Genomic DNA, 19,236 nt, shown 5'->3' on the forward strand with positions numbered 1-19,236 from the left:
GAAAGGGGCGTGCCGCGAGTTTAACCCGGTTGGGCTTGGGCTCGCTGCGCCACGTCAAACAAACCTGTGGGCCGCTATCGGTCAGCCGCCATTGGCACCGAGAATGCTCGCCACCTGCCGCGGCTGGCAGTTGAGGTAGGCAGACGATTTGAGCCAGCGCTTATCCGGATACCAGGAAAACATGAACTGGCCATCCTTGAGCTTGTCTATCACCTGGCGCGCCACTTGCGGACGCACGGCCGGGCAGCCCTGGCTGCGGCCGATGCGACCCTGGCGCTGGCTCCAGAGCGGGTTCACGTAGTCGGCGGCATGAATCACGATGTCGCGGTCGCGGGCGCGGTCATTGATCCCGGGCTCCAGGCCGTCCATGCGCAGGGAATAGCCGTGGCTGCCTTCGTAGCTTTCCTGGGTGCGGAACAGGCCCAGGCTGGATTGGTAGCTGCCCTGGCGATTGGAGAATTGGGTGGCGAAGTTTTCCCCGGACTTTTGTCCATGGGCTACCAGGTCGCGCAGAACCAGTTTTTTGCTGCGCAGGTCGAAGATCCACAGGCGCCGGGCGGTGGAGGGCTGGGAGTAGTCGATCACCGCCAGGTGCCGGGCTTGTCGGGCACCGCTGTTGACCGCGCATTGCATGGCGTTCAGGGCACTTTTCAGTGCTTGGGGATTGAGTTCCGGAGCGGCGTGAGCGAGGCTGGCGTACAGCGCGGGGCTGGTTGTGGGGTGAGCTTTGCTGGCGGCGAAAGAAGGACTGCAAATGGCGCCCAAGGCGATGGCCGCCAGGCAGAATCGGCACAAGAAGGTCAACATGTATAGAACGTCCCCATGGTCAAATTTGCTCCTGACGTCCTGTCGTTCCCCCGGCAGCCTGGTCTATATGTTTAATACCCAGGCCTGATTATCTTCCGTATCTGCCGTAACGATTGGCCCTCAAGCTGACGGCCACGGATTGGAGTAAAGCAGTTGTTCAAAAAACCCGCATGTTACTTGAGCCTGTGCTTGCTCGCAGCGCCATTGGTCGCGCTGGCCGCGGACCTGCCAGCGGTGGCGGCGAGCCCGATGCAGTTGGCGTTGACCCAACTGGCGGCGACTTGTCCGGCGTTGGCGCCGCGCCTGGACTCACCCACGCAACAGTTGTTGCAGGGCTTCTACCAGCGCCATGGCGAGCAGCCGGTATGGTCCGTCGAGGGGCGGCTGGCCGCCCTGCAGGCGCAGTTGACGCAAATGCTCGATGACGGGCTGGAGCCGGGGCAGTACCGCCTGCCGGTGGCGGCAGGCGATGGTCTGTGCAGCGATATCGATATCACCCACCAGTACCTGCGAGCCCTGCAGGACCTGCACTATGGGCGTTTGTCGCAGACCCGTTTCGAGCCTGTGTGGCGAGCCCAGCCGCTGCCGGATGATCGTCAGGCCACGCTGCTGGCGATTGCCGTGCCGGGTATTGAAAACCTCGCCGCAGCTTTCGAGCAGGCGCGTCCGCACCTCGAGCAGTACCGCAACCTGCGCCAGGCCTATGCCAAACAGCGCCAGCAACCCTTGCCCCATTGGCAGGCGGTGGCCAGCGGACAGCTGCTGCGCCCGGAGATGCAGGACAAGCGCGTTCCGGAACTGGCCCAGCGCCTGTACCTCGGCGGCTACTTGCAGAACACCTCGGCCAACCCGGACAACGCCTACCACGACGACCTGGTGAGTGCGGTGAAGAGCTTCCAGCTCAGCCATTCGCTGCAAGCCGATGGCGTGGTCGGTGCGGGCACCTTGAAGGAGCTGAACATCACCCCGGCCCAGCGTCGCGAGCAATTGCGCATCAACCTCGAACGCCTGCGCTGGCTGGCCCAGGATTTTGAGCCGAACCTGGTACTGGTCAACGTTGCCGCGGCGCAGTTGACCTTCTATCAACATGATGCGGTGGTCTGGCAGACCCGTACCCAGGTCGGACGCGCAGAACGCCAGACGCCGCTGTTGAAATCCCAGGTCACGCGGCTGACCCTGAACCCGACCTGGACCGTGCCGCCGACCATCTTGAAAGAGGACAAGCTGCCGGAAATTCGCCGTGACCAAAACTTCCTCAGTCGCCAGAACCTGCAGGTGCTGGACGCCAACGGCCAGCCCCTGGCCCCCGAGGACATCGACTGGGACCGCCCCGGCAACATTCTCCTGCGCCAGGGCGCCGGCCCGCGCAACCCGCTGGGTCGGATTGCCATCCGTTTTCCCAATCCGTTCTCCGTGTACCTGCACGACACGCCGAGCCAGGCGCTATTCAGCAAAGGGCCGCGGGCCTTCAGTTCCGGCTGCGTGCGGGTCGAACAGGCGTTGCAACTGCGCGACTGGCTGCTGAGCCCGGCGGAGCGCCTGCGAACCAATGAGTTGCTGTCCACCGGCCTGACCCACGAGTTCCGCCTGGTCAAGCCGGTGCCGATCCTGCTCAGCTACTGGACGGTGCAGGCCGACAACCATGGGCAACTGCTGTATGCCCCGGATATCTATGGGCATGACGAGGTGTTGTCGACGGCACTGGGCAGCAAGATCTGAGCGGCCGAGGATGAAAAAGGCGACGCTTAGCGTCGCCTTTTTTGGTCCCGGTCATTCCTGCGTCAAGGCTGCGCGGGCGCCAGCTTGTCGTAGATCACATCCAGTGCCGGCCCCAGGTCACCGTCGCCCTGAGCCACCGCCTGGATGCCCGGGGGCGTCGGCAAGGACGGATCGCCATGCATGCCGAACGACGGCGGCAGCTGTGCCACCTTGGCCGGACGCTCGTAGATCACCTGGCCTTCCTTGACGGTCTTGAGCACCTGGATATCGTTCAGGGTCGCGGGCGCCACGGTCAGCGGGTTGGCCGACAGCACCACGAAGTCCGCCAGCTTGCCCGGGGTGATCGAGCCTTTGCGGTCTTCCTCGAAGTGCTGGTAGGCCGACCACAAAGTCATGGCTTTCAGCGCTTGCAGTGGTGTCACACGCTGCTCCGGCCCCAGTACGTAACCGCTGCGGGTGGTGCGGTTGACCGTGGCCGCCAGCACGCGCATCGAGTCTGGCAGGGCCACTGGTGCATCGTGGTGGGTGGTGAATTTCAGGCCTTCCTTGAGCACCCACTGGGTGGGAGAAATGTTCTCCGCGCGCTGTGGGCCCAGCACCGATTCCCGGTGCCAGTCGCCCCAGTAATAGGTGTGCATGGGGAACAGCGAGGGGAAGATTTTCAGTTGCTTGAGCTGGGCCACCTGATCCTTGCGCAGGGTCTGGCCGTGGATCATCACCGGGCGCACGTCGACCCCGGGGTAGGCTTTTTCCGCCGCTTTCATGGACGTCAGCAACTGGTCGATCGCCCGGTCGCCGTTGGTGTGGGTGAGGATCTGCCAGCGGTTGGCCAGGGCTTCCTTGTAGATGGCCAGCACGTCCTCATCCTTGACCACGCCGTAGCCGGCATAGCTGGCGTCCTGGCCCTGGGGCGGCTTGAAGTAGGGCTGGCTGAGCCAGGCGGTCTTGCCTTGCGGGGAGCCGTCGAGGGTCAGCTTGACCCCACCGATGCGCAAGTGCTGGTTATAGACCACGGGTTGATTGGTCGGGTGATACCAGGGCGCGACCAGCAACTCCTTGGTGCCCTTGGTGAGAATATCGGGGTAGGAAACAATGTCCGCCAGGAGCTTGCCGTCGCCGGCGGCCTTGATGGCGGTCCGTACCTGATCCGGCGAGGAGCGACCATCCTGCAGGGTGGTGTAGCCGTAACTGATGTACAGCTTCTGCCCGGCGCTGAGCATGTCCACTGCCTGGTCTGCGGTCAGCTTGGGGAAGATCTTCACCAGGGCAGTGAAGAACGCATTTTCCTCCAGTACCCCGTTGGGTTCCTGGCTGCCCTCGATCCGGCGGATCACCCCGCCCTCCGGGTTGGGGGTCGACGCGTTGATGCCTGCCAGCTCCAGGGCCTTGCCGTTGAGTACCCCCAGGTGCGAAGACTGGTGGACGATGGCGATGGGCACGTCCTGGCTCACGGCATCGAGGTCGAACTTGGTCGGGTGGCGCTGTTCCTGGAGCTGGGAATCGTCATAGCCAAAGCCGAACAGCACGCCGAACTGTGCGGGGATAGGCGACTGCTGTTCAAAGTTGCGCAGGGTCTCCTGGAGCTTGGGAATACTGTTGTTGGCACCGTCCGGCGGTGGCAGCAGGTTGGCGCTGGCGGCCTGGAAACCGACCATCGACACGTGGCCATGGGGGTCGATGAAACCTGGCAGCAGGGTGGAGCCCTTGAGGTCGAGCATGCGCGTGGCCGGGCCCTGGTTCTTGAGCACCTGCTGCTTGTCGCCGACGGCGAGGATCTTGCCATCCTTCACCGCCACCGCCTGAGCGTCGGGTTGGCGCTCATCGATGGTGATGATCGGACCGTTGAACCAGATGGCGTCGGCCACCGGTACGGAGTTGGCCGCCAGGGCACTGCCACCGGCAATCTGCATCGCTGCCAGGAGCAGTGCGAGCGTGGGTCGTCTCATGACCTTTCTTCCTTGAACAGATTGGAGGAGCAAGCCTAGACGCAAACCTGCAGAGCAAGCGAGGCCTTTGCGGTATCTTAGGCGGCTTTTTCGTCCGCCATCACCCAAGGGGCCGTCCATGCAACTGAACAAACGCCAGCAGGCGGCCATGGAGCGCCTGCTAGCCGAGACCCTGACCGAAGCCTGCGAAACCGCCAAGGCCGAAATTGTCGGTTTTTCCTGGTTGAGCCATGCCGTTGACTACGCGGCTTTTCCTGCCAGCCTGGCGGTGGTCTGGGTCTTCGTCAGCCAGGCCGACAAGAACCGGGCCCTGGCGGCCGGTGAGGGTGCGCGAATGATCGAACTGACTGCCCAGGCACTGGGCGAGGCCGATATCCAGCTTGATCCACTGGCGGCCCATGTGTTCTTCGACAGCGAAGAACAGTGCCGCCGAATCAATGGCGGCGACTGGGCCCAGCGTCTGGCGCCTCTGCGCCCGGGACGGGGTTGATCTATGGCCAAGGAAATCGACAATCCCTGTATCGCCCTGTGCCAGCTCAGTGGTGAGCTGTGCGTGAGTTGTGGGCGCACCAAGGACGATATCCGCAAATGGAAACGCATGAAGCGCCCGGAGAAGATGGCCGCGGTGCAGCGCGCCAGCGCACGGCTCAAGAGCTTGCAGAAGAAGGGCTGAGGTCGCGTTGCGGACTTGTCGCCGGCGGGTCAGGCGTCGTTCTGAAACTGCCCGGCACCCAGGCGTCGCACACTGAGCCAGAAGTCATCCCTGGGCTCGAACTGCGCCAGTTCAAGGGGATGCTCCAGACCCAGGTGGTCCTGGACTATCACGACCTGGTGCCAGTCGAAGTCAGGGTTTTGCGAAATGCTGTAGGACGGATGCGCACTGTCGATCTCGAAATGAATCGAATAGACCTCCAGCGGCGGGCACTGCAAGACCCGCTGCTGGTACAGCTGCCACAACTTGCGGATGCCCGGCTCACACTGCTGCTCGGCGAAAGCCAGAGCCTGGGGGATGTCATCCCAGGCGGCCTGCACCTGTTTCTGTGCGGTCGCCAGCCTGGGTTGTGGCGCTTCGTTGCAGGGGTGCTGGACGTAGATCAGGCGGCTGCCGAACTGCAGTTCGCATTGCATCACCCCGGCACGGGTTTGCCAGTGTCCCAGTAGCGATTCGTTCAGCAGATCGATGTGCATAGCGCGTGCTTGCCTAAGCCGTTTGCCGGCGCATCGCCAGGATGGTGCTGCCGAAGAAGATGAAGGTGGAGCCCACCACACGATTGACCCACTTGGACAGCGCCGGGCGGGTCAGCACGCCTTTGGCCCGGGAAGCGAGCAGGGCGTAGACGCTGAGGGAGATCAGCGACAGAGCCATGAAGATCAGGGTCAGGATAAAGAACTGTGGCAACAGCGCCGCGTGCTGGTCGATGAACTGGGGAAACAGCGCGGTGAAGAAGATCGTCGCCTTGGGATTGGTGGCTGCGGTCAGGAACGCCGACTTGAACAACTTGAGGCGCGGCGGGTTGCTGACCTGGCCGTTGTTCAGGCTGGCATCACTGAGCAGTTGGCTCTTGCTGAACAACTGCTTGGCCCCGAGGTAGAACAGGTAGCCGGCACCGGCAATTTTCACCGCGTTGAAGATCCATTCGGAACTGGCGATCAATGCTCCCAGGCCGAGCATCGCCGCAGCGGACATGCAGAACAGGCCGCTGATATTGCCCAGGGACGACCACAAGGTGGACTTGGCGCCGTAGGCCACGCTGTTATGCAGCGCCATCAAGGTCGCCGGGCCAGGGCTGGCGATGGCGATCGCGGCCACCAGGGTGTAGGTCAGTATCGAGTGAGCATCCATGTTTCGGACTCGTTGGGAGAAAGAGGGGGGATGATTCTATAGCGGCCGTGACGCGCTGTAAGCCAAAAAATGATCGCTTCTGGTCTGCCGCTTGCCGTTTGCAACAGTCGCTGCACCGGTGGCGCGCAGGCGTACTCAGATCCATTGTCAACCATTGTTGCAATCGATAGTTATCATCAAAAAGTGCAGGTTCCGTTTTTCTGATAAAGGAGGAAGATGGCACTTACACCGTACCTGCTGCAGAAGGATGCACCCGATGAGAATCTCGACGTTACTGACCTTTGTCGTTGTCTTGATCGCGGGAGCCGGTGCCTCTGCAATGGTGTCCGCCGCGGATGATGCGTCCTGCCACTTCCTGCCCATGGCCGACAGCACTGTCGATTTGCAGCACGCCCAATCGGTGGGAGTGCTGTACAGCGAAAACACCGTCAATACCCTCGAGTACCTGGAGCGTTATCACTCCGTGGCGCTCAACGGCGCCAAGCATGCCGGCCTCGATCCACGCATCAGCCAGGCCTTCATCAGCAGTTCCGATCCGAAACTGGCAATCAACTGGCTGATGGCTTCGTTGCAGCAACATTTCACTTCGGTGACCGTCTACGACAGCCTCGACGCGGTGGTCCAGGCCCATCCCGATGTGGTGGTGATGCTCGATACCTATAACCAGTTGGTGACCAAGAGCAACAGCAAGGTCGAGGCGCGCTTCATTGCCAAGTTCTACGACGCCAACCTGCAATATATCGGTCAGGCCGAAGGTCTCCAGGCCAAGGAATTGCCTTCGGTCTGGGTCCGTGGCAAGGCCGCGCCGGAGATCGCCGCACAGATCAACCAGCAGACCGAGCTGCAGGTCGACGCCCTGAAACAGTTCGACGTATCGCTCAAGGCCCTGGTGACCCAGGGGCAGGCGGGGCAGGTTGCGACCAATAAATGACCCAGGTACCGCTTGCGCAAAAAAGCCCCGAATGTTCGGGGCTTTTTTGTCCTGGCGCAATTTGCTGAAGCGCTGTTGCGGGCCCTAGGTGGAGGCCAGTACCTCTAGGTGCCAGCCCAGGAGAAAGGGTTTGGCCTGCAGGTCTTGCTTGGCATAGCCGTACACATATTCACCCGGGCCACGGCGCAGTTGGGCGGTTCATGGAAAGAGGAGGCGAGACAAGGCCCGGGCCTGAGTCTTCAATACACGGGTTCATGGCGCGCCGAACATCGCCGTCCAGTAGATGCCCGCGTCGCTTTTCGGGTCCACCGCATAGGCTGCGCCCAGTTCGCTATAGGTCGGGTTCATCAGGTTGGCGCAATGCCCGGGGCTGGCCAGCCAGCCGTCCACCACCTTGCGCACGGTGTCCTGGCCGGCGGCGATGTTCTCGCCCACTTGCTGGCCGGCATAACCTGCAAGCTCGGCGCGGTCAGCCGGAGTGCGGCCGTCATGGTCCTTGTGATCGAAGTAGTTCTGGTTGGCCATGGCCCGGCTGTGCTCTTGCGCGGCGCTGCCCAGGGTGGCGTTCCAGGTCAGTGGCGCAGTGGCGGTAAAGCTTTGGCCGCCGCATTGCCGCGGCTGGCTGCGGGCACTGTTGATCTGCACCAGCAGTTGCTGGCCTTCGGCTTGCCAGTCCCCCAGGCGCGCGGACAGCAGTGGGCGGGCGAGGACGATGCGCCACTGGTTGGCCTGACGATTGATGCCGATATCGACGAACTGCGGGTCCAGCACCACTTGGCAGAAACTCTCGCGTATCGCCTGCATGGCGGCCTGGGCATCCCGGGGGCCGGAGAGGCTGATGGCTTGCACATTGACCATCGGGTAGGCAGCCCGCACCAGGGCTTGCTGCAGGTCACCGACGTTGTCCACCGGCAGCACCAGGCGTGGCTCGCGGTTCAGTGGCGGCAGTTCCGGCGAGGCCTGGTTGGCGCAGCGTTGTGGTTGGCTGCGATAGGCGTTGATCGACTCGATCAGCTGCGACTGATCATCCGCCGCCGCGCTGGCCGAACCCGACAGGCCCAGTGACAACGTAACAGCAGGCAATAGCAATAAGCGCAAGCGCATGAAGCTCTCCCAGAAATTGACTGCGCCATGATGCACCCAGCGCCAGGGCTTTTCATCCGCTGCGGGATGAAATTGACGTTAAGCGCGCAGGCTTCAATAAAAGTCGAAATACAGTGCCCATTCGCCGCTGGCCGGGTGCTTCCAGAACATCAGGCTGCCGCTATGAACCACATTCAGGTTGATCTTGGCGTCGGAAGAAATCTGCATGACGAATTCGAAGCCTTCCCCCGGATCGATCCCCGACTGGCAGAAGGACGGGTAGCCCCCCAGCTTGTGTTCGTAGCAGTGCTCCACCAGGTCGTAGTAGCACTCGATGGTGCCGGCGCGTTCCAGCTCGACGATTGCCTGTTCCAGGTCCTCGGGCACGCCACCGCGATCCCATAACGGGTAGTCCGCGGCCACGATTTCGGCCTTCAAGGGGAAGGGCTTGAGGAACGCTCCCGGGGCTGTCAGCTCCTTGCGCACCAGCACCTCGTCGTTGCGGTATTCGCGGATCAGCCAGCGCTCGCCCATGGGTTCCAGTGGGTTGGGGAAGGGGTTGGCGACGAACACTGTGAGGATGCGCACCCCATGCAGCAGCGGGCTGTGAAACGGCAGGCTGGGCAGATGGAACTGGGCGAAGGGCAGCAGGGTTTCACCGGCGGCGTTGCGTGGCAGCTCCTCATCTTCGCGAAACAGAAAAACCCGGCCCAGCCAGCTTTCTTCATCGCTGTGGCTGGGGCGAAAGCCGCCGGCGTTGAACTTTACCGCAGGTTTGGCCAGGCGTTGCTGGAGCTCCTGAATATCCATGGTCAGGGACGGTTTCCTATGTGGGGAAAGACAAAGCGGGCAATGTAGCAAAAGTCGCAGGCATCTGCGGTTCGTCAGGAGTCAACGCAATTGGCGCGGGGTGGCATTGAGCATTTTGCGCATCAGCCGGCGCAGCGCGGTGGCGTCCTGGTAACCCACCTGTTCGGCTATGTTTTCCACCGAGTACTTGCTGTTTTGCAGCAGGCCCCGGGCTCGGTTCAGTTGCACGCTGTGGATCAAGCGCAGGCTGCTGTGGCCGGTGGCCTTGCGCACCTGGCGGGCCAAGGTGCGTTCGGACATGCCGAACTGGGCTGCCAGTTCGCCGACACTGGGCAGCCTGGGCAGGCAGGTTTCGATATGGGCGATGATGCGGCCGATCAGGACGTTGCCCTGGGCCATCATCGCCGGCACCGCATAAGGTGCTTGCAGTTGCCGCCGATCGATCAGCAGCACCTGTCCGACCGCATCCGCCAGGGCTGGCGAGAAGCGGCTGCGCAGCAGGTGCAGCAACAGGTCGGACTGGCCCAGGGCGGCACCCGCGGTGGTCAGGGGGGTATCGACGATCAGCATCTGATCCGGATCCACGTGGCTGTCGCGGGCGCGCTCTTGCAGCAGTGGCGCCAACCACCAGGAAGTGGTGACCCGGCGTCCTCGGATCAAGTCGGCGGCGTGCAGCAGGAACACCGCCGAACAGGAGGCCGCGACTTCTCCTCCTTCTTGCACATGTCTGCGCAAAACACTGAGCAGTGGCGCTATATCCGCTTGCTGCAGGCGCTGCTCGATGGCCTCGGGAACATCGATGCCCAGCCCAGGCAGGATCCAGCAGGAGCGGTCGGCGGCGCCGTCGCCCAGGGCCTCGACCTCCAGCAGCAGGCCTTGGCCCAGGGATACCTGGCCCCCCTGCAGGGCGCATACCCGCCACCGCGGCGCGCCCAGCCCCAGGCGTGGTGCCAGCAGGGCAGCGGTGGAGAGTATGTCCAGGGTCAGGGCGACGCTGGAGGCAAAGGCGCCGGGAAGCAGCAGGACAGTGAAATCGTTCATTGGCTGATTATGCCTGAAAGATGTCAAATCGGTCGCTGTTGGCCGGGATCGGCAACAGGCTCAATAGCGGTTCATTTTCTGCTTGAGTGGTGAGATCCATGCCCAACATCCTGATCAAGGTTCCCCAAGGTATCTTCGATGCCCGACAGCGTGAGCAGGTGATGCACGAGGTAACCCAGGTCGCGCTGGCAGTCGAACAGATAGGCGCCGACCCGCGCCAGCGCGCATTGTGCTGGGTGTTGCTGGAGGAGTTGGCACCGGGTTACTGGACCTGCGGTGGCGTCGATGCCAGCGCTCGGCTTGCGCCATGCATGGTCCAGGTCAAGGTGCCGGTCGGGGTGCTCGATGCTGCCCGGCGTCGGGACTATGTCCAAGCCCTGCACCAGGCTCTGGAGCGTTGCCGTGCAGGGGCGGACTCACGGCCGTTGATGACCTCGATCTTGCTGGAGGAGGTGCCCGATGGCACATGGGGAGCCAACGGCGCCCTCTGGCACTTGGCAGACTTTACCCGGGCCGCGGGTTATGGACATCTGTCCCAGGCAGATGCCCTGTAGAGCGCGGCGCTGGTTCCAGGTTCAGGCGTCGCGGCCGTGAGCCGCGGCGGCCAACTGCCCGGTATCGACTCGGACAAACACCGAGTCGCCGACAGCGGTCAGCACCTCGCCGGCATACACCTCGCAGATCACCCGGCTCTTGCGCCCCACTTCGCCCTCGACCTTGGCCCGCAGGGTCAGGGGTACGCCCATGGGCGTCGGCTTGATGAACTTGATTCCCAGGTTGCCGGTCACGCAGTCGATGCGCGGCAGGCTGCCTGGCTCACGCTGCTCGTTGCGGTAGTGGTAGGCCATGGCGGTCCAGTTGGAGTGGCAGTCCACCAGCATCGCGATCAGGCCGCCGTACACCAAGTCCGGCCAGCCGCAGTACTTGGCTTCCGGCAGGTGCTCGGCGATCACGTGCACGCCGTCTGCGTGCCAGTGGCTCTTGATATGCAGGCCATGGTGGTTGCTGCTGCCGCAGCCGAAACAGACGCCTTCGGGGGCGGTGGTGTCTTGCAGGGAAGTCTCGTGCATGGTTGTTCTTCTTGTCCTTGACGATGGTCTGGCGGGTCTCACCGCCGGCCATGATGCCCGCCGCGTCGCTGCACGCCAAGGGTAGGCGCAGTGCCTGGGGCAGGTCCTGGACAGCGTCGTTGTGACGCATTGCCTGCGGCGAGTGTCGTAGGGATTCGCGGTTTTGCGGGCGGCCCGGCCAGTGGCTCCGGCCAAGACAGGCTGATGCCGTAATGATATTCTTGCGCTGAATCGGTTCATCGTTTGTGCAGAAATACCCTCCTTATGCTTTGCTTCAAGTGGCCTGATCGGGTCCTTTGCAAGCGTGCGGGAGTGTCTGGGCAAACCCGCCGAGTGTAATGTCAGGCAGTGTTCGTTTACCGTCTTTGGTTGAACCCGACCCCTTGTTTTCCAGCTGGCCCCGCGAATGCGGGCGCCAGCGTTGCTCGTCGATTCGATACTGGCGGGCAGGAGCAAGAGTGGGGCGAAACTGCCTGTTGGTTGCGTCCCGTGACGTGCCCTGAGCAACACTGTCACTCAAGTAGCTGAAGCTAAAAACGATAAGAAGTCAGCGCCGGAGCGATATAAAACTGAGGTCGAGCCAGTCTCGTCGGCCTTGTGTGCCCACCCTCCAGTTCTTTTGAATGCGCCAGCGCAGGATCGAGGATGGGGCGGCGGATGGCGTTCTATCGTAGGTACTAAACAATGTTTAAGAAGATGAACACGGCCCTGATCGGGCTGGCGATGTCCATAGGCCTTACGACCGCGCACGCGGCTGAGCCGAAAAAAGTGGATGTACTGCTGATTGGCGGCGGCATCATGAGTTCGACCCTGGCGGTCTGGCTCAATGAGCTGCAACCGGATTGGTCGATGGAGATGGTCGAGCGCCTGGATGGCGTCGCAGAAGAAAGCTCCAACGGCTGGAACAACGCCGGTACCGGTCACTCCGCCCTGGCCGAGTTGAACTACACCCCGGAAGGCAAGGACGGCAAGATCGAGATCGCCAAGGCCATCGAGATCAACGAAGCGTTCCAGATCTCCCGGCAGTTCTGGTCCTGGCAGGTCAAGAACGGCGTGCTGAACAACCCGCGTTCGTTCATCAACTCCACCCCGCACATGAGCTTTGTCTGGGGCGATGACAACATCAAGTTCCTCAAGGCGCGCTACGAAGCCCTGCAAGCCAGCCCGCTGTTCAGCGGCATGCAGTACTCCGAAGACGCCGAGCAGATCAAGAAGTGGGTTCCATTGATGATGGAAGGTCGTGATCCGGCGCAGAAGATTGCTGCGACCTGGAGCCCGATCGGCACCGACGTCAACTTCGGCGAGATCACCCGCCAGTTCGTCGCCCACCTGCAGGCCCAGCCGAACTTTGCCCTGAAGCTGTCCAGCGAAGTACAGGACATCGAGCGCAATAAAGACGGTTCGTGGCACGTGACCTACAAGAACCTCAAAGACGGTTCGAAAACCGAGACCGACGCCAAGTTCGTGTTCATCGGCGCTGGCGGCGGTGCCCTGCACCTGCTGCAGAAGTCGGGCATTCCTGAAGCCAACGAATACGCCGGCTTCCCGGTGGGTGGTTCGTTCCTGGTCACCGACAACGCCAGCGTTGCCGAGCAGCACCTGGCCAAGGCCTATGGCAAGGCTTCGGTAGGCGCGCCACCGATGTCCGTACCGCACCTGGACACCCGTGTGCTGGACGGCAAGCGGGTCATCCTGTTTGGCCCATTCGCCACCTTCTCCACCAAGTTCCTCAAGGAAGGTTCGTACCTGGACCTGCTGACCAGCACCACCACCCACAACATCTGGCCGATGACCAAAGTCGGCATCGAGCAGTACCCGCTGGTGGAATACCTGGCTGGCCAACTGATGCTGTCGGATGACGACCGCTTCAACGCCCTGAAGGAATACTTCCCCAACGCCAAGCAAGAAGACTGGCGCCTGTGGCAGGCCGGTCAGCGCGTGCAGATCATCAAGCGTGACGAAGAGAAGGGCGGCGTGCTGAAACTGGGCACCGAGATCGTCGCTTCCCAGGACGGCAGCATCGCCGGCCTGCTGGGCGCCTCCCCAGGTGCCTCGACGGCTGCACCGATCATGCTCAGCGTGCTGGAGAAGGTCTTCAAGGACCAGGTAGCAACCCCGGCCTGGCAGGCAAAACTGCACCAAATCGTGCCGAGCTACGGCACCCAGCTCAATGGCAGCCCTGAGCGCGTAGCCAAAGAGTGGGCGTACACCGCCGAAGTGCTGCAACTGACCACGCCTCCGGCGGTCAATGGCAACGCGCCTCAGGCTCCGGCCGCCAGCAAGGCCAAGTCAGAGAGCAATCCAGCGGCCGACATGGCGCTGTAAGCCTCGGCCCCACCCGCGTTCGTCGGGTGGGGCAGCCGCGGATGCCCTCGCGCATCCGCCCCTCGCTTGGGTAGCGGCGGCAGCTTTGCTGCGGTCGCTACTGGCTGGCCTTGCCAGCGCTTCCCTGAAGATGCATCCCCCGTTTTTCGACAGTGCCCGCGTTCAGCTCGGCGCGCTTGTCATGCGCCTGCGCCTCCCGTGACGGGTTATCATGGCGGCGCCCGCAGCCTTCGGGCACGCCTCAATTCTCGGAGTCACCGCCTCGATGTCCAGCATCACCCTGTTCCAAGCCCCGCCGCCCGAAGCCATCCAGAGCCAGATCCAGCAGATGGTGGTGGATTACATCACCGACGTCAGCGCGGTGGCCATTGCCCCGAGCAACCCGCTGTACAACCTGTACCAGTACGGCGTTGGTTTTGAGGTGCACCTGTACCTGCAGGCCATGGACGGTTCCCGGGGGATTCCGGTGGAGCTGGTGGTCGCCAGCGACAGTCAGGACCCGGAGCAGGTGCTGGGTTTTGTGCTGTACCTGCCACTCAAGGACGACCCCCAGGCGTGCGCCGTGGCCTATATGGCGGTGCTGCAGAACCAGCGCCGGCAGGGGCTTGCCCGGCAGATGCTGGACGCGGTGCTGGCGCGTTATCCCCATGCCGAGCTGGCGTGCAGCGTGGCCAAGGTCGGCTGCTTCGAAGCGCTGGGTTTCCAGCTGCTGGGCGCGCGTGGCCCGCAAGTGCTGATGAACACCCGCGACCATGGCAGCGATGGCCTGTTGGCGGTGCTGGATGTGGCACCGATCTACGCCTCGGTGGAAGTGCGGCAAATCCATACCTACCTGCTGGCCCAACATGGTCGCAAGGCGATGCTCGAAGCAGAGAAAAAGCGTGACCGGCACCTGGACCAGATGACCCGCCAGGCCCAGGCGTTAGTCCGTGAACGCTTGGGTGAGGCGGCGCTGTACAGCTCGCCAGCGCCCCATCTGATCGCCTAGCCAGGAGCGGTTGTTTTTGCTTGGCGGCTTGGCTAATCTCGCGAAAACACGCAAAAGCGGGCAATAACATGCAAGACCTGCACTCGGCAGCTGAGCTGCCATCCCTGCGCCGACAGAAAATCCTGCTGCTGCTGGAACGCGACGGCAAGGTCATGGCCACCGAGCTGAGCCGGCATTTCGCGGTCTCCGAAGACACCATCCGCCGCGACCTGGCGGAGCTGGACGCCGCTGGCCTGGTGCAGCGGGTCCATGGCGGCGCGCTGCCGCGGCCCAAGGACAGCGGCAAGGACTACTTCACCCGGGTCGGTGAAACCAGCGAGGCGAAAGTGCGCCTGGCGCAGTTCGCCGTGCAGTGGGTGCGGGATGGTCAGACGGTGTTGTTCGATTCCGGCTCCACCACCCTGCATATCGCCCAGTCCCTGCCGGCGGGCATCAGCCTGACCGCGGTCACCGCCTCGCCGATGATTGCCGTAGCCCTGGCCGAATACCCCAAGGTCAAGGTGATACTCGCCGGTGGCCAACTCAACCCGGCAACCCTGTCCGCCAGCGGCCATGAAGCGCTGCGGATGATTCAGGGCATCAAGGCCGACCTGCTGTTCACCGGGGTCTGCGCGATCCACCCGGAGATCGGCATCAGCTCCCTGCATTTCGACGAGGTGCCGATCAAGCAGGCGATGTTCGACAGCGCCAGCGAGGTCATCGCCGTGACCACTGCCGACAAGCTGGGGGCCATGGAGCCCTTTGTCGTGGTGCCGTGCAACCGCCTGCACCGGCTGGTGACCGAGCAGGAGGTGCCGGGTGCAGATATCGAAGGTTATCGACAGTTGGGAATCGAGGTGCTGCAGGTCTGATCCGGCGGCCTTACCAGAGCAGTGTCTGGGCCTGGTCGGCCCAGCGGCACCAGCAGAAATCGTTGTCCGGCAGCGACACCAGTTCCAGGGCGGCCTGCAGATCATGGGGCAGCGCCTCGCGGGGCTGATCTGGAGCCAAACCCTGGTGCCGCAGTTGCCGGGGACGGTGCAATTGCATGGGTCAATTCCTGGGTGACGGCGGGGTCAGTTCCTGGTTCATCCATTGCGCCATTTGCCGCAAGCGGTCGCTGAAACCGGCATCGGCGGGAGTCGTCGCTTCAGCGGTCTGGCGCAGCTCGTCGATGGGACCTGTCATTTCGGGGTTGCGCTGCAGCAACAGCCGCACATGCTCATCCAGGCTGTGGGGCCAGCTCGGCTCATGTTCTGCGCGCAGCAGGTTGCTGGCGCGAATGAGTTTGCGCGAGGCCTGCCGTTGCAGACGGAGGATTTGCGCGGGCTGCCGTTCGCGCTCGATGTCGGCGGCATAGTCGTTCAGCACCGCGAAAAAATCGCCGTTCACTGCCAGGGCAATCCTCCGGCTGGGCCTGAAGGGCGCAAAGCGCAGGCGCAGGTCTTCGCCCCACAGGCAGCGGCAATGGTGCTTGAGCCAGTAGCCCCAGCTGTCGAGATTCTGGGTTGCCAGCACCTGTTCAAGGTGGCCGATATCGAAATCGATCTTCGACACTAAAGGGTGCCGCGCTTGCAGCGTCTGGCGCAGATTTTCCAAATGCAGGAGCTGGGCGGTATCGGCGGGATCTTGCAGGACCAGGCACAGGTCGAGGTCGGAGGCCCCGAGTGTGGCCGTGCCACGGGCGACGCTGCCGTACAGGTAGAGGCTGTGCAGCGGTGGGCTGGCGGGAGCGGTGAGGGCGGCACGCAGCTCGTCGAGCAGGGCGCGGTATTCGGGCTGCAAGGGTGGTTCGGCGGGAAGGGTGATCAAGCCGTCGGCATCGACGCCGAATGGGTTGTTGGATGGCATGGGGTGGCCCGTAATACGAGTTCAGCGGCCACCTTAGCAGAGTCTCCCCAGGCCGCTGCAGCGGCCTGGGAAGGAAGCAGCCAACCTCAGTTCTTGAACGCCGAGTGCTTGAGACCCTGGTCGCACAGGGCAAACACCACCACCAGCACCGCGGCGACGGCGAGGATGATCACCACGCCATCGGTGGAGTGGGTGGCCGAGGCGGTCACCAGGGACAGGGCGCCCAGCGGCGCCAGGCCGCCGGCGATGGCGGTGCCGATCTCGCGCCCGGTGCCGAAGCCCGAGGAGCGGGTCGCGGTGGGGAACTGGCGGCTGAGGAACGAACCCTGAGGGGCGAACATCATTGGCGCCAGGATGCCGGTGCCGACGCCGATGGCGATGTAGATCATCAAGCTTTCGCCGGTGTTGAGCAGGGCCAGGAACGGGTAGGCGAACAGCAGCGAGAACACGCCGCCCAGCACCAGCACGGTCTTGCTGCTCCATTTGTCGCAGAGCCAGCCGAAGAACGGCACGGCAACGATGGCGATCAGACTGGCGATGGTCACTGACAGCGATGTCACATGCACGTCGACGCCCTTGTACTGGGTCAGGTACGCCAGGGAGAAGGTCTTGAAGATGTAGCTCAAGGCGTTGTAGCCGATGGCCACGAAGAACACTACGCCGAGGCCCTTGAGGTCATTCTTCAGCAGTGCCTTGAGCGGTGAGACCTGGGCTTTCGGCGCGTCTTTTTTCAGCTCATTGAACTCCGGGGTTTCCGGAATGCTGTTGCGCACCCACAGGCCGACGGCCACCAGGACGATGCTGCACACGAACGGAATGCGCCAGCCGCCGGCCAGCAGGAACTCGTTGCCGTTGATGGTCAGCAGGTAGATGGTCAGCGACGACAGCAGCAGGCCCAGGTTCAACCCCAGTGCCGGCCAGGCACCCTGGCTACCGCGCTTGCCTTCGCTGGCGTGTTCGTACGAGGTGACTGCGGCGCCGGACAGTTCCGCGCCGGCCCCCAGGCCCTGGATGATGCGGATCACCACCAGCAGGATCGGCGCCCAGATGCCGATCGAGGCGTAGCTGGGAATCAGGCCGATCAGCGCGGTGCACACGCCCATCAGGCAGAAGGTCAGCACCAGGACCTGCTTGCGGCCGAACTTGTCCCCCAGGTAACCGAACAGGATGCCGCCGAAGGGGCGCGCGATAAAACCGATGGCGAAGGTGGAGAAGGCCATCAGGGTGGCGGTTTTCGGGTCGCTGTTATCGAAGAAGATCTTCGAGAAGACGATGGCCGCCATGGTGGCGTAGAGGTAGAAGTCGTACCACTCCAGCATCGAGCCGAAGATGGTCGCCGCCGCGACCTTGCGCAGGCGCTTCTTGGTTTGTTGTGGGGTTTCCGCTGCAGTACTGCCGGTTTCAACTGCGGTCATTCTGTACATCCTCTTGGATCATTGTATTTATTGTCGAGTTGACGCGAGCCATGTCCAGCGCGCCGAAAAAAGGCGTTGCCGGGGGTGTTGCGGCGGCACGCAGCCCTGCTGGCTGTGCTTGGGCACAGGGCAAGAGCGGCATGGCGCGGGGTGTTTCAATCCGCCTGGAAGATCCGGTCGGCAATCATCGAACCAATTGGAATGGCCGAGGTGGCGGCGGGTGAGGGCGCGTTGCAAACGTGCAACATGCGTGGGGTTTCGGCGAACAGGAAGTCGTGCACCAGGCTACCGTCGCGCATCACCGCCTGGGCGCGGATCCCCGCTTCGTAGGGCAGCAGGTCGTCGACTTCCAGGGACGGGCAGTACTTGCGGCACTGCTCCAGGTAGCCGGACTTGAACAGCGAGTTCTTCATCTCGGTGGTGCCGGAGCCGAGGTTCTGCCAGATGGTTTTCCAGAACCCGGGGAAGCTGGCGTACTGCGCCACGTCGCGCCAGTTGATCGAGAACTTCTGGTAGTTCTCGCGGCCCAGGCCCAGCACCGCGTTCGGGCCGACGGTGACGCTGCCGTCGATCATGCGGGTCAGGTGCACCCCGAGAAAGGGCAGCTCGGGGTCGGGAATCGGGTAGATCAGGTGATTGACGATGTCGTTCTTCGACGCTGGCAGACGGAAGTACTCGCCACGGAAGGGGATGATCTGGTGGTCGATGCTGATCCCGGCCAGGGTCGCCAGGCGGTCCGATTGCAGGCCGGCGCAGGCCACCAGCTTCTTCGCCCGCCAGCTACCGCCGTGGGTGCTGACGGTGACGCTGTCGGCGCTTTCCTGGATCGCGGTCACGGTCTGGCTGAGGCAGATTTCGCCACCGTCGCGGCGGATCACCCGAGCCATGGTGTCGCAGACTTCGCGGTAGTCGACGATGCCGGTGGCGTCGAGGAACAGCCCGCCAAGGCCGACGATGTTCGGTTCGCGCTGGCGCAGTTGCTCGGCGTCCAGGCGCTCGACCTTCAGGCCGTTCTGTTGCGAACGCTGGTACAGGGCTTCCATGCGTTGGATTTCCAGGGCGTTGGAGGCCACCAGGACCTTGCCGCAGACCTCGAACTTGATCCCGTGCTCACTGCAGAACTGCTTGGTGGCCTCGGCGCCGCGCTTGCACAAGTCGGCCTTGAGGCTGCCTGGCGCGTAGTAGATCCCGGCATGGATCACCCCGCTGTTGTGCCCGGTCTGGTGTTTGGCCAGCACTGTTTCCTTTTCCAGGATGACCAGCGACGCGCCGGGCTGGCGCTTGAGGATCTCCATCGCGGTGGCCAGTCCGACGATGCCGCCGCCGATGATGCAAAAGTCATAGATCATTGTTCTGGGTACCTTGGATCACATGTTTAAGGTCTGGTTATCAGGTTGTCAGACTAACTAATCCGACAAAACTCTGCAG

At 63.0% G+C, this 19,236-nt stretch carries 20 protein-coding genes; 8 read left to right on the forward strand and 12 right to left on the reverse strand.

All coding sequences use genetic code 11. The features are described 5' to 3' along the window. Window positions 1-81: 81 nt before the first annotated feature. Window positions 82-807: a murein L,D-transpeptidase catalytic domain family protein gene (locus GV819_RS26950; RefSeq protein WP_161759087.1), complete on the reverse strand. Its 726-nt coding sequence runs from the start codon at window positions 805-807 to the stop codon at window positions 82-84. 153 nt (window positions 808-960) lie between these two features. Here GV819_RS26950 and GV819_RS26955 point away from each other — a divergent pair, with 153 nt between their 5' ends. Next, on the forward strand, window positions 961-2,526 hold the full coding sequence (locus GV819_RS26955; protein WP_161759088.1) for a L,D-transpeptidase family protein: 1,566 nt from the start codon (window positions 961-963) through the stop codon (window positions 2,524-2,526). A gap of 62 nt (window positions 2,527-2,588) precedes the next feature. Here the strand turns inward: GV819_RS26955 and GV819_RS26960 are convergent, their stop codons facing one another. Then, a complete protein-coding gene (locus GV819_RS26960; RefSeq protein WP_161759089.1) occupies window positions 2,589-4,472 on the reverse strand; it encodes an amidohydrolase in 1,884 nt (627 codons plus the stop codon). A 118-nt stretch (window positions 4,473-4,590) separates the two neighbouring features. Between GV819_RS26960 and GV819_RS26965 the strand changes: the two genes are divergently transcribed. Beyond that, window positions 4,591-4,962: a hypothetical protein gene (locus tag GV819_RS26965; protein ID WP_161759090.1), complete on the forward strand. Its 372-nt coding sequence runs from the start codon at window positions 4,591-4,593 to the stop codon at window positions 4,960-4,962. A gap of 3 nt (window positions 4,963-4,965) precedes the next feature. Then, window positions 4,966-5,145 carry a DUF1289 domain-containing protein gene (locus GV819_RS26970; RefSeq protein ID WP_161759091.1) on the forward strand — a complete coding sequence of 60 codons (180 nt, stop codon included), beginning with the start codon at window positions 4,966-4,968 and terminating at the stop codon, window positions 5,143-5,145. 29 nt (window positions 5,146-5,174) lie between these two features. Here the strand turns inward: GV819_RS26970 and GV819_RS26975 are convergent, their stop codons facing one another. Next, window positions 5,175-5,660: a hypothetical protein gene (locus tag GV819_RS26975; RefSeq protein WP_161759092.1), complete on the reverse strand. Its 486-nt coding sequence runs from the start codon at window positions 5,658-5,660 to the stop codon at window positions 5,175-5,177. A gap of 13 nt (window positions 5,661-5,673) precedes the next feature. After that, window positions 5,674-6,315 carry a LysE family translocator gene (locus GV819_RS26980; RefSeq protein WP_161759093.1) on the reverse strand — a complete coding sequence of 214 codons (642 nt, stop codon included), beginning with the start codon at window positions 6,313-6,315 and terminating at the stop codon, window positions 5,674-5,676. A gap of 256 nt (window positions 6,316-6,571) precedes the next feature. On the opposite strand from GV819_RS26980, the gene GV819_RS26985 reads away from it, so the two are divergent. Further along, complete coding sequence (locus tag GV819_RS26985) at window positions 6,572-7,246, forward strand: ATPase (protein ID WP_161759094.1); 675 nt, start codon at window positions 6,572-6,574, stop codon at window positions 7,244-7,246. 252 nt (window positions 7,247-7,498) lie between these two features. Here the strand turns inward: GV819_RS26985 and GV819_RS26990 are convergent, their stop codons facing one another. The 3 genes from GV819_RS26990 to GV819_RS27000 form a co-directional block, all read right to left on the reverse strand. Further along, the gene (locus tag GV819_RS26990) at window positions 7,499-8,350 is read right to left on the reverse strand and encodes a CAP domain-containing protein (protein ID WP_161759095.1); all 852 of its coding nucleotides are present in this window, start codon (window positions 8,348-8,350) and stop codon (window positions 7,499-7,501) included. Between the two features lie 93 nt (window positions 8,351-8,443). Beyond that, window positions 8,444-9,139, reverse strand: a complete 696-nt coding sequence (locus tag GV819_RS26995) for a DUF1963 domain-containing protein (protein WP_161759096.1) — start codon at window positions 9,137-9,139, stop codon at window positions 8,444-8,446. Between the two features lie 81 nt (window positions 9,140-9,220). Further along, window positions 9,221-10,180, reverse strand: coding sequence for a GlxA family transcriptional regulator (locus GV819_RS27000; RefSeq protein ID WP_161759097.1), 960 nt, complete (start codon window positions 10,178-10,180; stop codon window positions 9,221-9,223). Between the two features lie 98 nt (window positions 10,181-10,278). Here GV819_RS27000 and GV819_RS27005 point away from each other — a divergent pair, with 98 nt between their 5' ends. Then, on the forward strand, window positions 10,279-10,734 hold the full coding sequence (locus GV819_RS27005; RefSeq protein WP_178126102.1) for a tautomerase family protein: 456 nt from the start codon (window positions 10,279-10,281) through the stop codon (window positions 10,732-10,734). A gap of 21 nt (window positions 10,735-10,755) precedes the next feature. On the opposite strand, the gene GV819_RS27010 is transcribed toward GV819_RS27005, so the two are convergent. Further along, window positions 10,756-11,250, reverse strand: coding sequence for a PaaI family thioesterase (locus GV819_RS27010; RefSeq protein WP_161759099.1), 495 nt, complete (start codon window positions 11,248-11,250; stop codon window positions 10,756-10,758). 684 nt (window positions 11,251-11,934) lie between these two features. Between GV819_RS27010 and mqo the strand changes: the two genes are divergently transcribed. The 3 genes from mqo to GV819_RS27025 all read left to right on the forward strand — a co-directional run bounded on the left by mqo (window position 11,935) and on the right by GV819_RS27025 (window position 15,414). After that, the gene (gene mqo / locus GV819_RS27015) at window positions 11,935-13,575 is read left to right on the forward strand and encodes a malate dehydrogenase (quinone) (RefSeq protein ID WP_161759100.1); all 1,641 of its coding nucleotides are present in this window, start codon (window positions 11,935-11,937) and stop codon (window positions 13,573-13,575) included. A gap of 265 nt (window positions 13,576-13,840) precedes the next feature. Then, the gene (locus GV819_RS27020) at window positions 13,841-14,563 is read left to right on the forward strand and encodes a GNAT family N-acetyltransferase (RefSeq protein ID WP_161759101.1); all 723 of its coding nucleotides are present in this window, start codon (window positions 13,841-13,843) and stop codon (window positions 14,561-14,563) included. Window positions 14,564-14,631: 68 nt separating this feature from the next. Further along, complete coding sequence (locus GV819_RS27025) at window positions 14,632-15,414, forward strand: DeoR/GlpR family DNA-binding transcription regulator (RefSeq protein ID WP_161759102.1); 783 nt, start codon at window positions 14,632-14,634, stop codon at window positions 15,412-15,414. A 10-nt stretch (window positions 15,415-15,424) separates the two neighbouring features. Here GV819_RS27025 and GV819_RS27030 read toward each other — a convergent pair whose 3' ends face one another. From GV819_RS27030 to lhgO, 4 genes are all read right to left on the reverse strand, one after another. Then, entirely contained in the window at window positions 15,425-15,592 is a 168-nt protein-coding gene (locus GV819_RS27030) for a hypothetical protein (protein ID WP_161759103.1), read from the reverse strand. A gap of 3 nt (window positions 15,593-15,595) precedes the next feature. Then, complete coding sequence (locus tag GV819_RS27035) at window positions 15,596-16,393, reverse strand: nucleotidyltransferase domain-containing protein (RefSeq protein ID WP_161759104.1); 798 nt, start codon at window positions 16,391-16,393, stop codon at window positions 15,596-15,598. An 86-nt stretch (window positions 16,394-16,479) separates the two neighbouring features. Then, window positions 16,480-17,808, reverse strand: coding sequence for an MFS transporter (locus GV819_RS27040; protein WP_161759105.1), 1,329 nt, complete (start codon window positions 17,806-17,808; stop codon window positions 16,480-16,482). A 155-nt stretch (window positions 17,809-17,963) separates the two neighbouring features. Then, complete coding sequence (lhgO, locus tag GV819_RS27045) at window positions 17,964-19,157, reverse strand: L-2-hydroxyglutarate oxidase (protein ID WP_161759106.1); 1,194 nt, start codon at window positions 19,155-19,157, stop codon at window positions 17,964-17,966. Window positions 19,158-19,236: the final 79 nt, after the last annotated feature.

Origin of the sequence: Pseudomonas sp. Fl5BN2 (assembly GCF_009908205.1) — a bacterium.
GTDB lineage: Bacteria > Pseudomonadota > Gammaproteobacteria > Pseudomonadales > Pseudomonadaceae > Aquipseudomonas.

Bases quoted from the DNA above. Each gene is read 5' to 3' on its own strand.
- GV819_RS26980 (WP_161759093.1), bottom strand. From the start codon at position 6,315: ATGGATGCTCACTCGATACTGACCTACACCCTGGTGGCCGCGATCGCC.
- GV819_RS26990 (WP_161759095.1), bottom strand. From the start codon at position 8,350: ATGCGCTTGCGCTTATTGCTATTGCCTGCTGTTACGTTGTCACTGGGC.
- GV819_RS27010 (WP_161759099.1), bottom strand. From the start codon at position 11,250: ATGCACGAGACTTCCCTGCAAGACACCACCGCCCCCGAAGGCGTCTGT.
- mqo (WP_161759100.1), top strand. From the start codon at position 11,935: ATGTTTAAGAAGATGAACACGGCCCTGATCGGGCTGGCGATGTCCATA.
- GV819_RS26995 (WP_161759096.1), bottom strand. From the start codon at position 9,139: ATGGATATTCAGGAGCTCCAGCAACGCCTGGCCAAACCTGCGGTAAAG.
- GV819_RS26965 (WP_161759090.1), top strand. From the start codon at position 4,591: ATGCAACTGAACAAACGCCAGCAGGCGGCCATGGAGCGCCTGCTAGCC.
- GV819_RS26970 (WP_161759091.1), top strand. From the start codon at position 4,966: ATGGCCAAGGAAATCGACAATCCCTGTATCGCCCTGTGCCAGCTCAGT.
- GV819_RS26960 (WP_161759089.1), bottom strand. From the start codon at position 4,472: ATGAGACGACCCACGCTCGCACTGCTCCTGGCAGCGATGCAGATTGCC.
- GV819_RS27025 (WP_161759102.1), top strand. From the start codon at position 14,632: ATGCAAGACCTGCACTCGGCAGCTGAGCTGCCATCCCTGCGCCGACAG.
- lhgO (WP_161759106.1), bottom strand. From the start codon at position 19,157: ATGATCTATGACTTTTGCATCATCGGCGGCGGCATCGTCGGACTGGCC.
- GV819_RS27000 (WP_161759097.1), bottom strand. From the start codon at position 10,180: ATGAACGATTTCACTGTCCTGCTGCTTCCCGGCGCCTTTGCCTCCAGC.
- GV819_RS27030 (WP_161759103.1), bottom strand. From the start codon at position 15,592: ATGCAATTGCACCGTCCCCGGCAACTGCGGCACCAGGGTTTGGCTCCA.
- GV819_RS27040 (WP_161759105.1), bottom strand. From the start codon at position 17,808: ATGACCGCAGTTGAAACCGGCAGTACTGCAGCGGAAACCCCACAACAA.
- GV819_RS27020 (WP_161759101.1), top strand. From the start codon at position 13,841: ATGTCCAGCATCACCCTGTTCCAAGCCCCGCCGCCCGAAGCCATCCAG.
- GV819_RS27035 (WP_161759104.1), bottom strand. From the start codon at position 16,393: ATGCCATCCAACAACCCATTCGGCGTCGATGCCGACGGCTTGATCACC.
- GV819_RS27005 (WP_178126102.1), top strand. From the start codon at position 10,279: ATGCCCAACATCCTGATCAAGGTTCCCCAAGGTATCTTCGATGCCCGA.
- GV819_RS26950 (WP_161759087.1), bottom strand. From the start codon at position 807: ATGTTGACCTTCTTGTGCCGATTCTGCCTGGCGGCCATCGCCTTGGGC.
- GV819_RS26985 (WP_161759094.1), top strand. From the start codon at position 6,572: ATGAGAATCTCGACGTTACTGACCTTTGTCGTTGTCTTGATCGCGGGA.
- GV819_RS26975 (WP_161759092.1), bottom strand. From the start codon at position 5,660: ATGCACATCGATCTGCTGAACGAATCGCTACTGGGACACTGGCAAACC.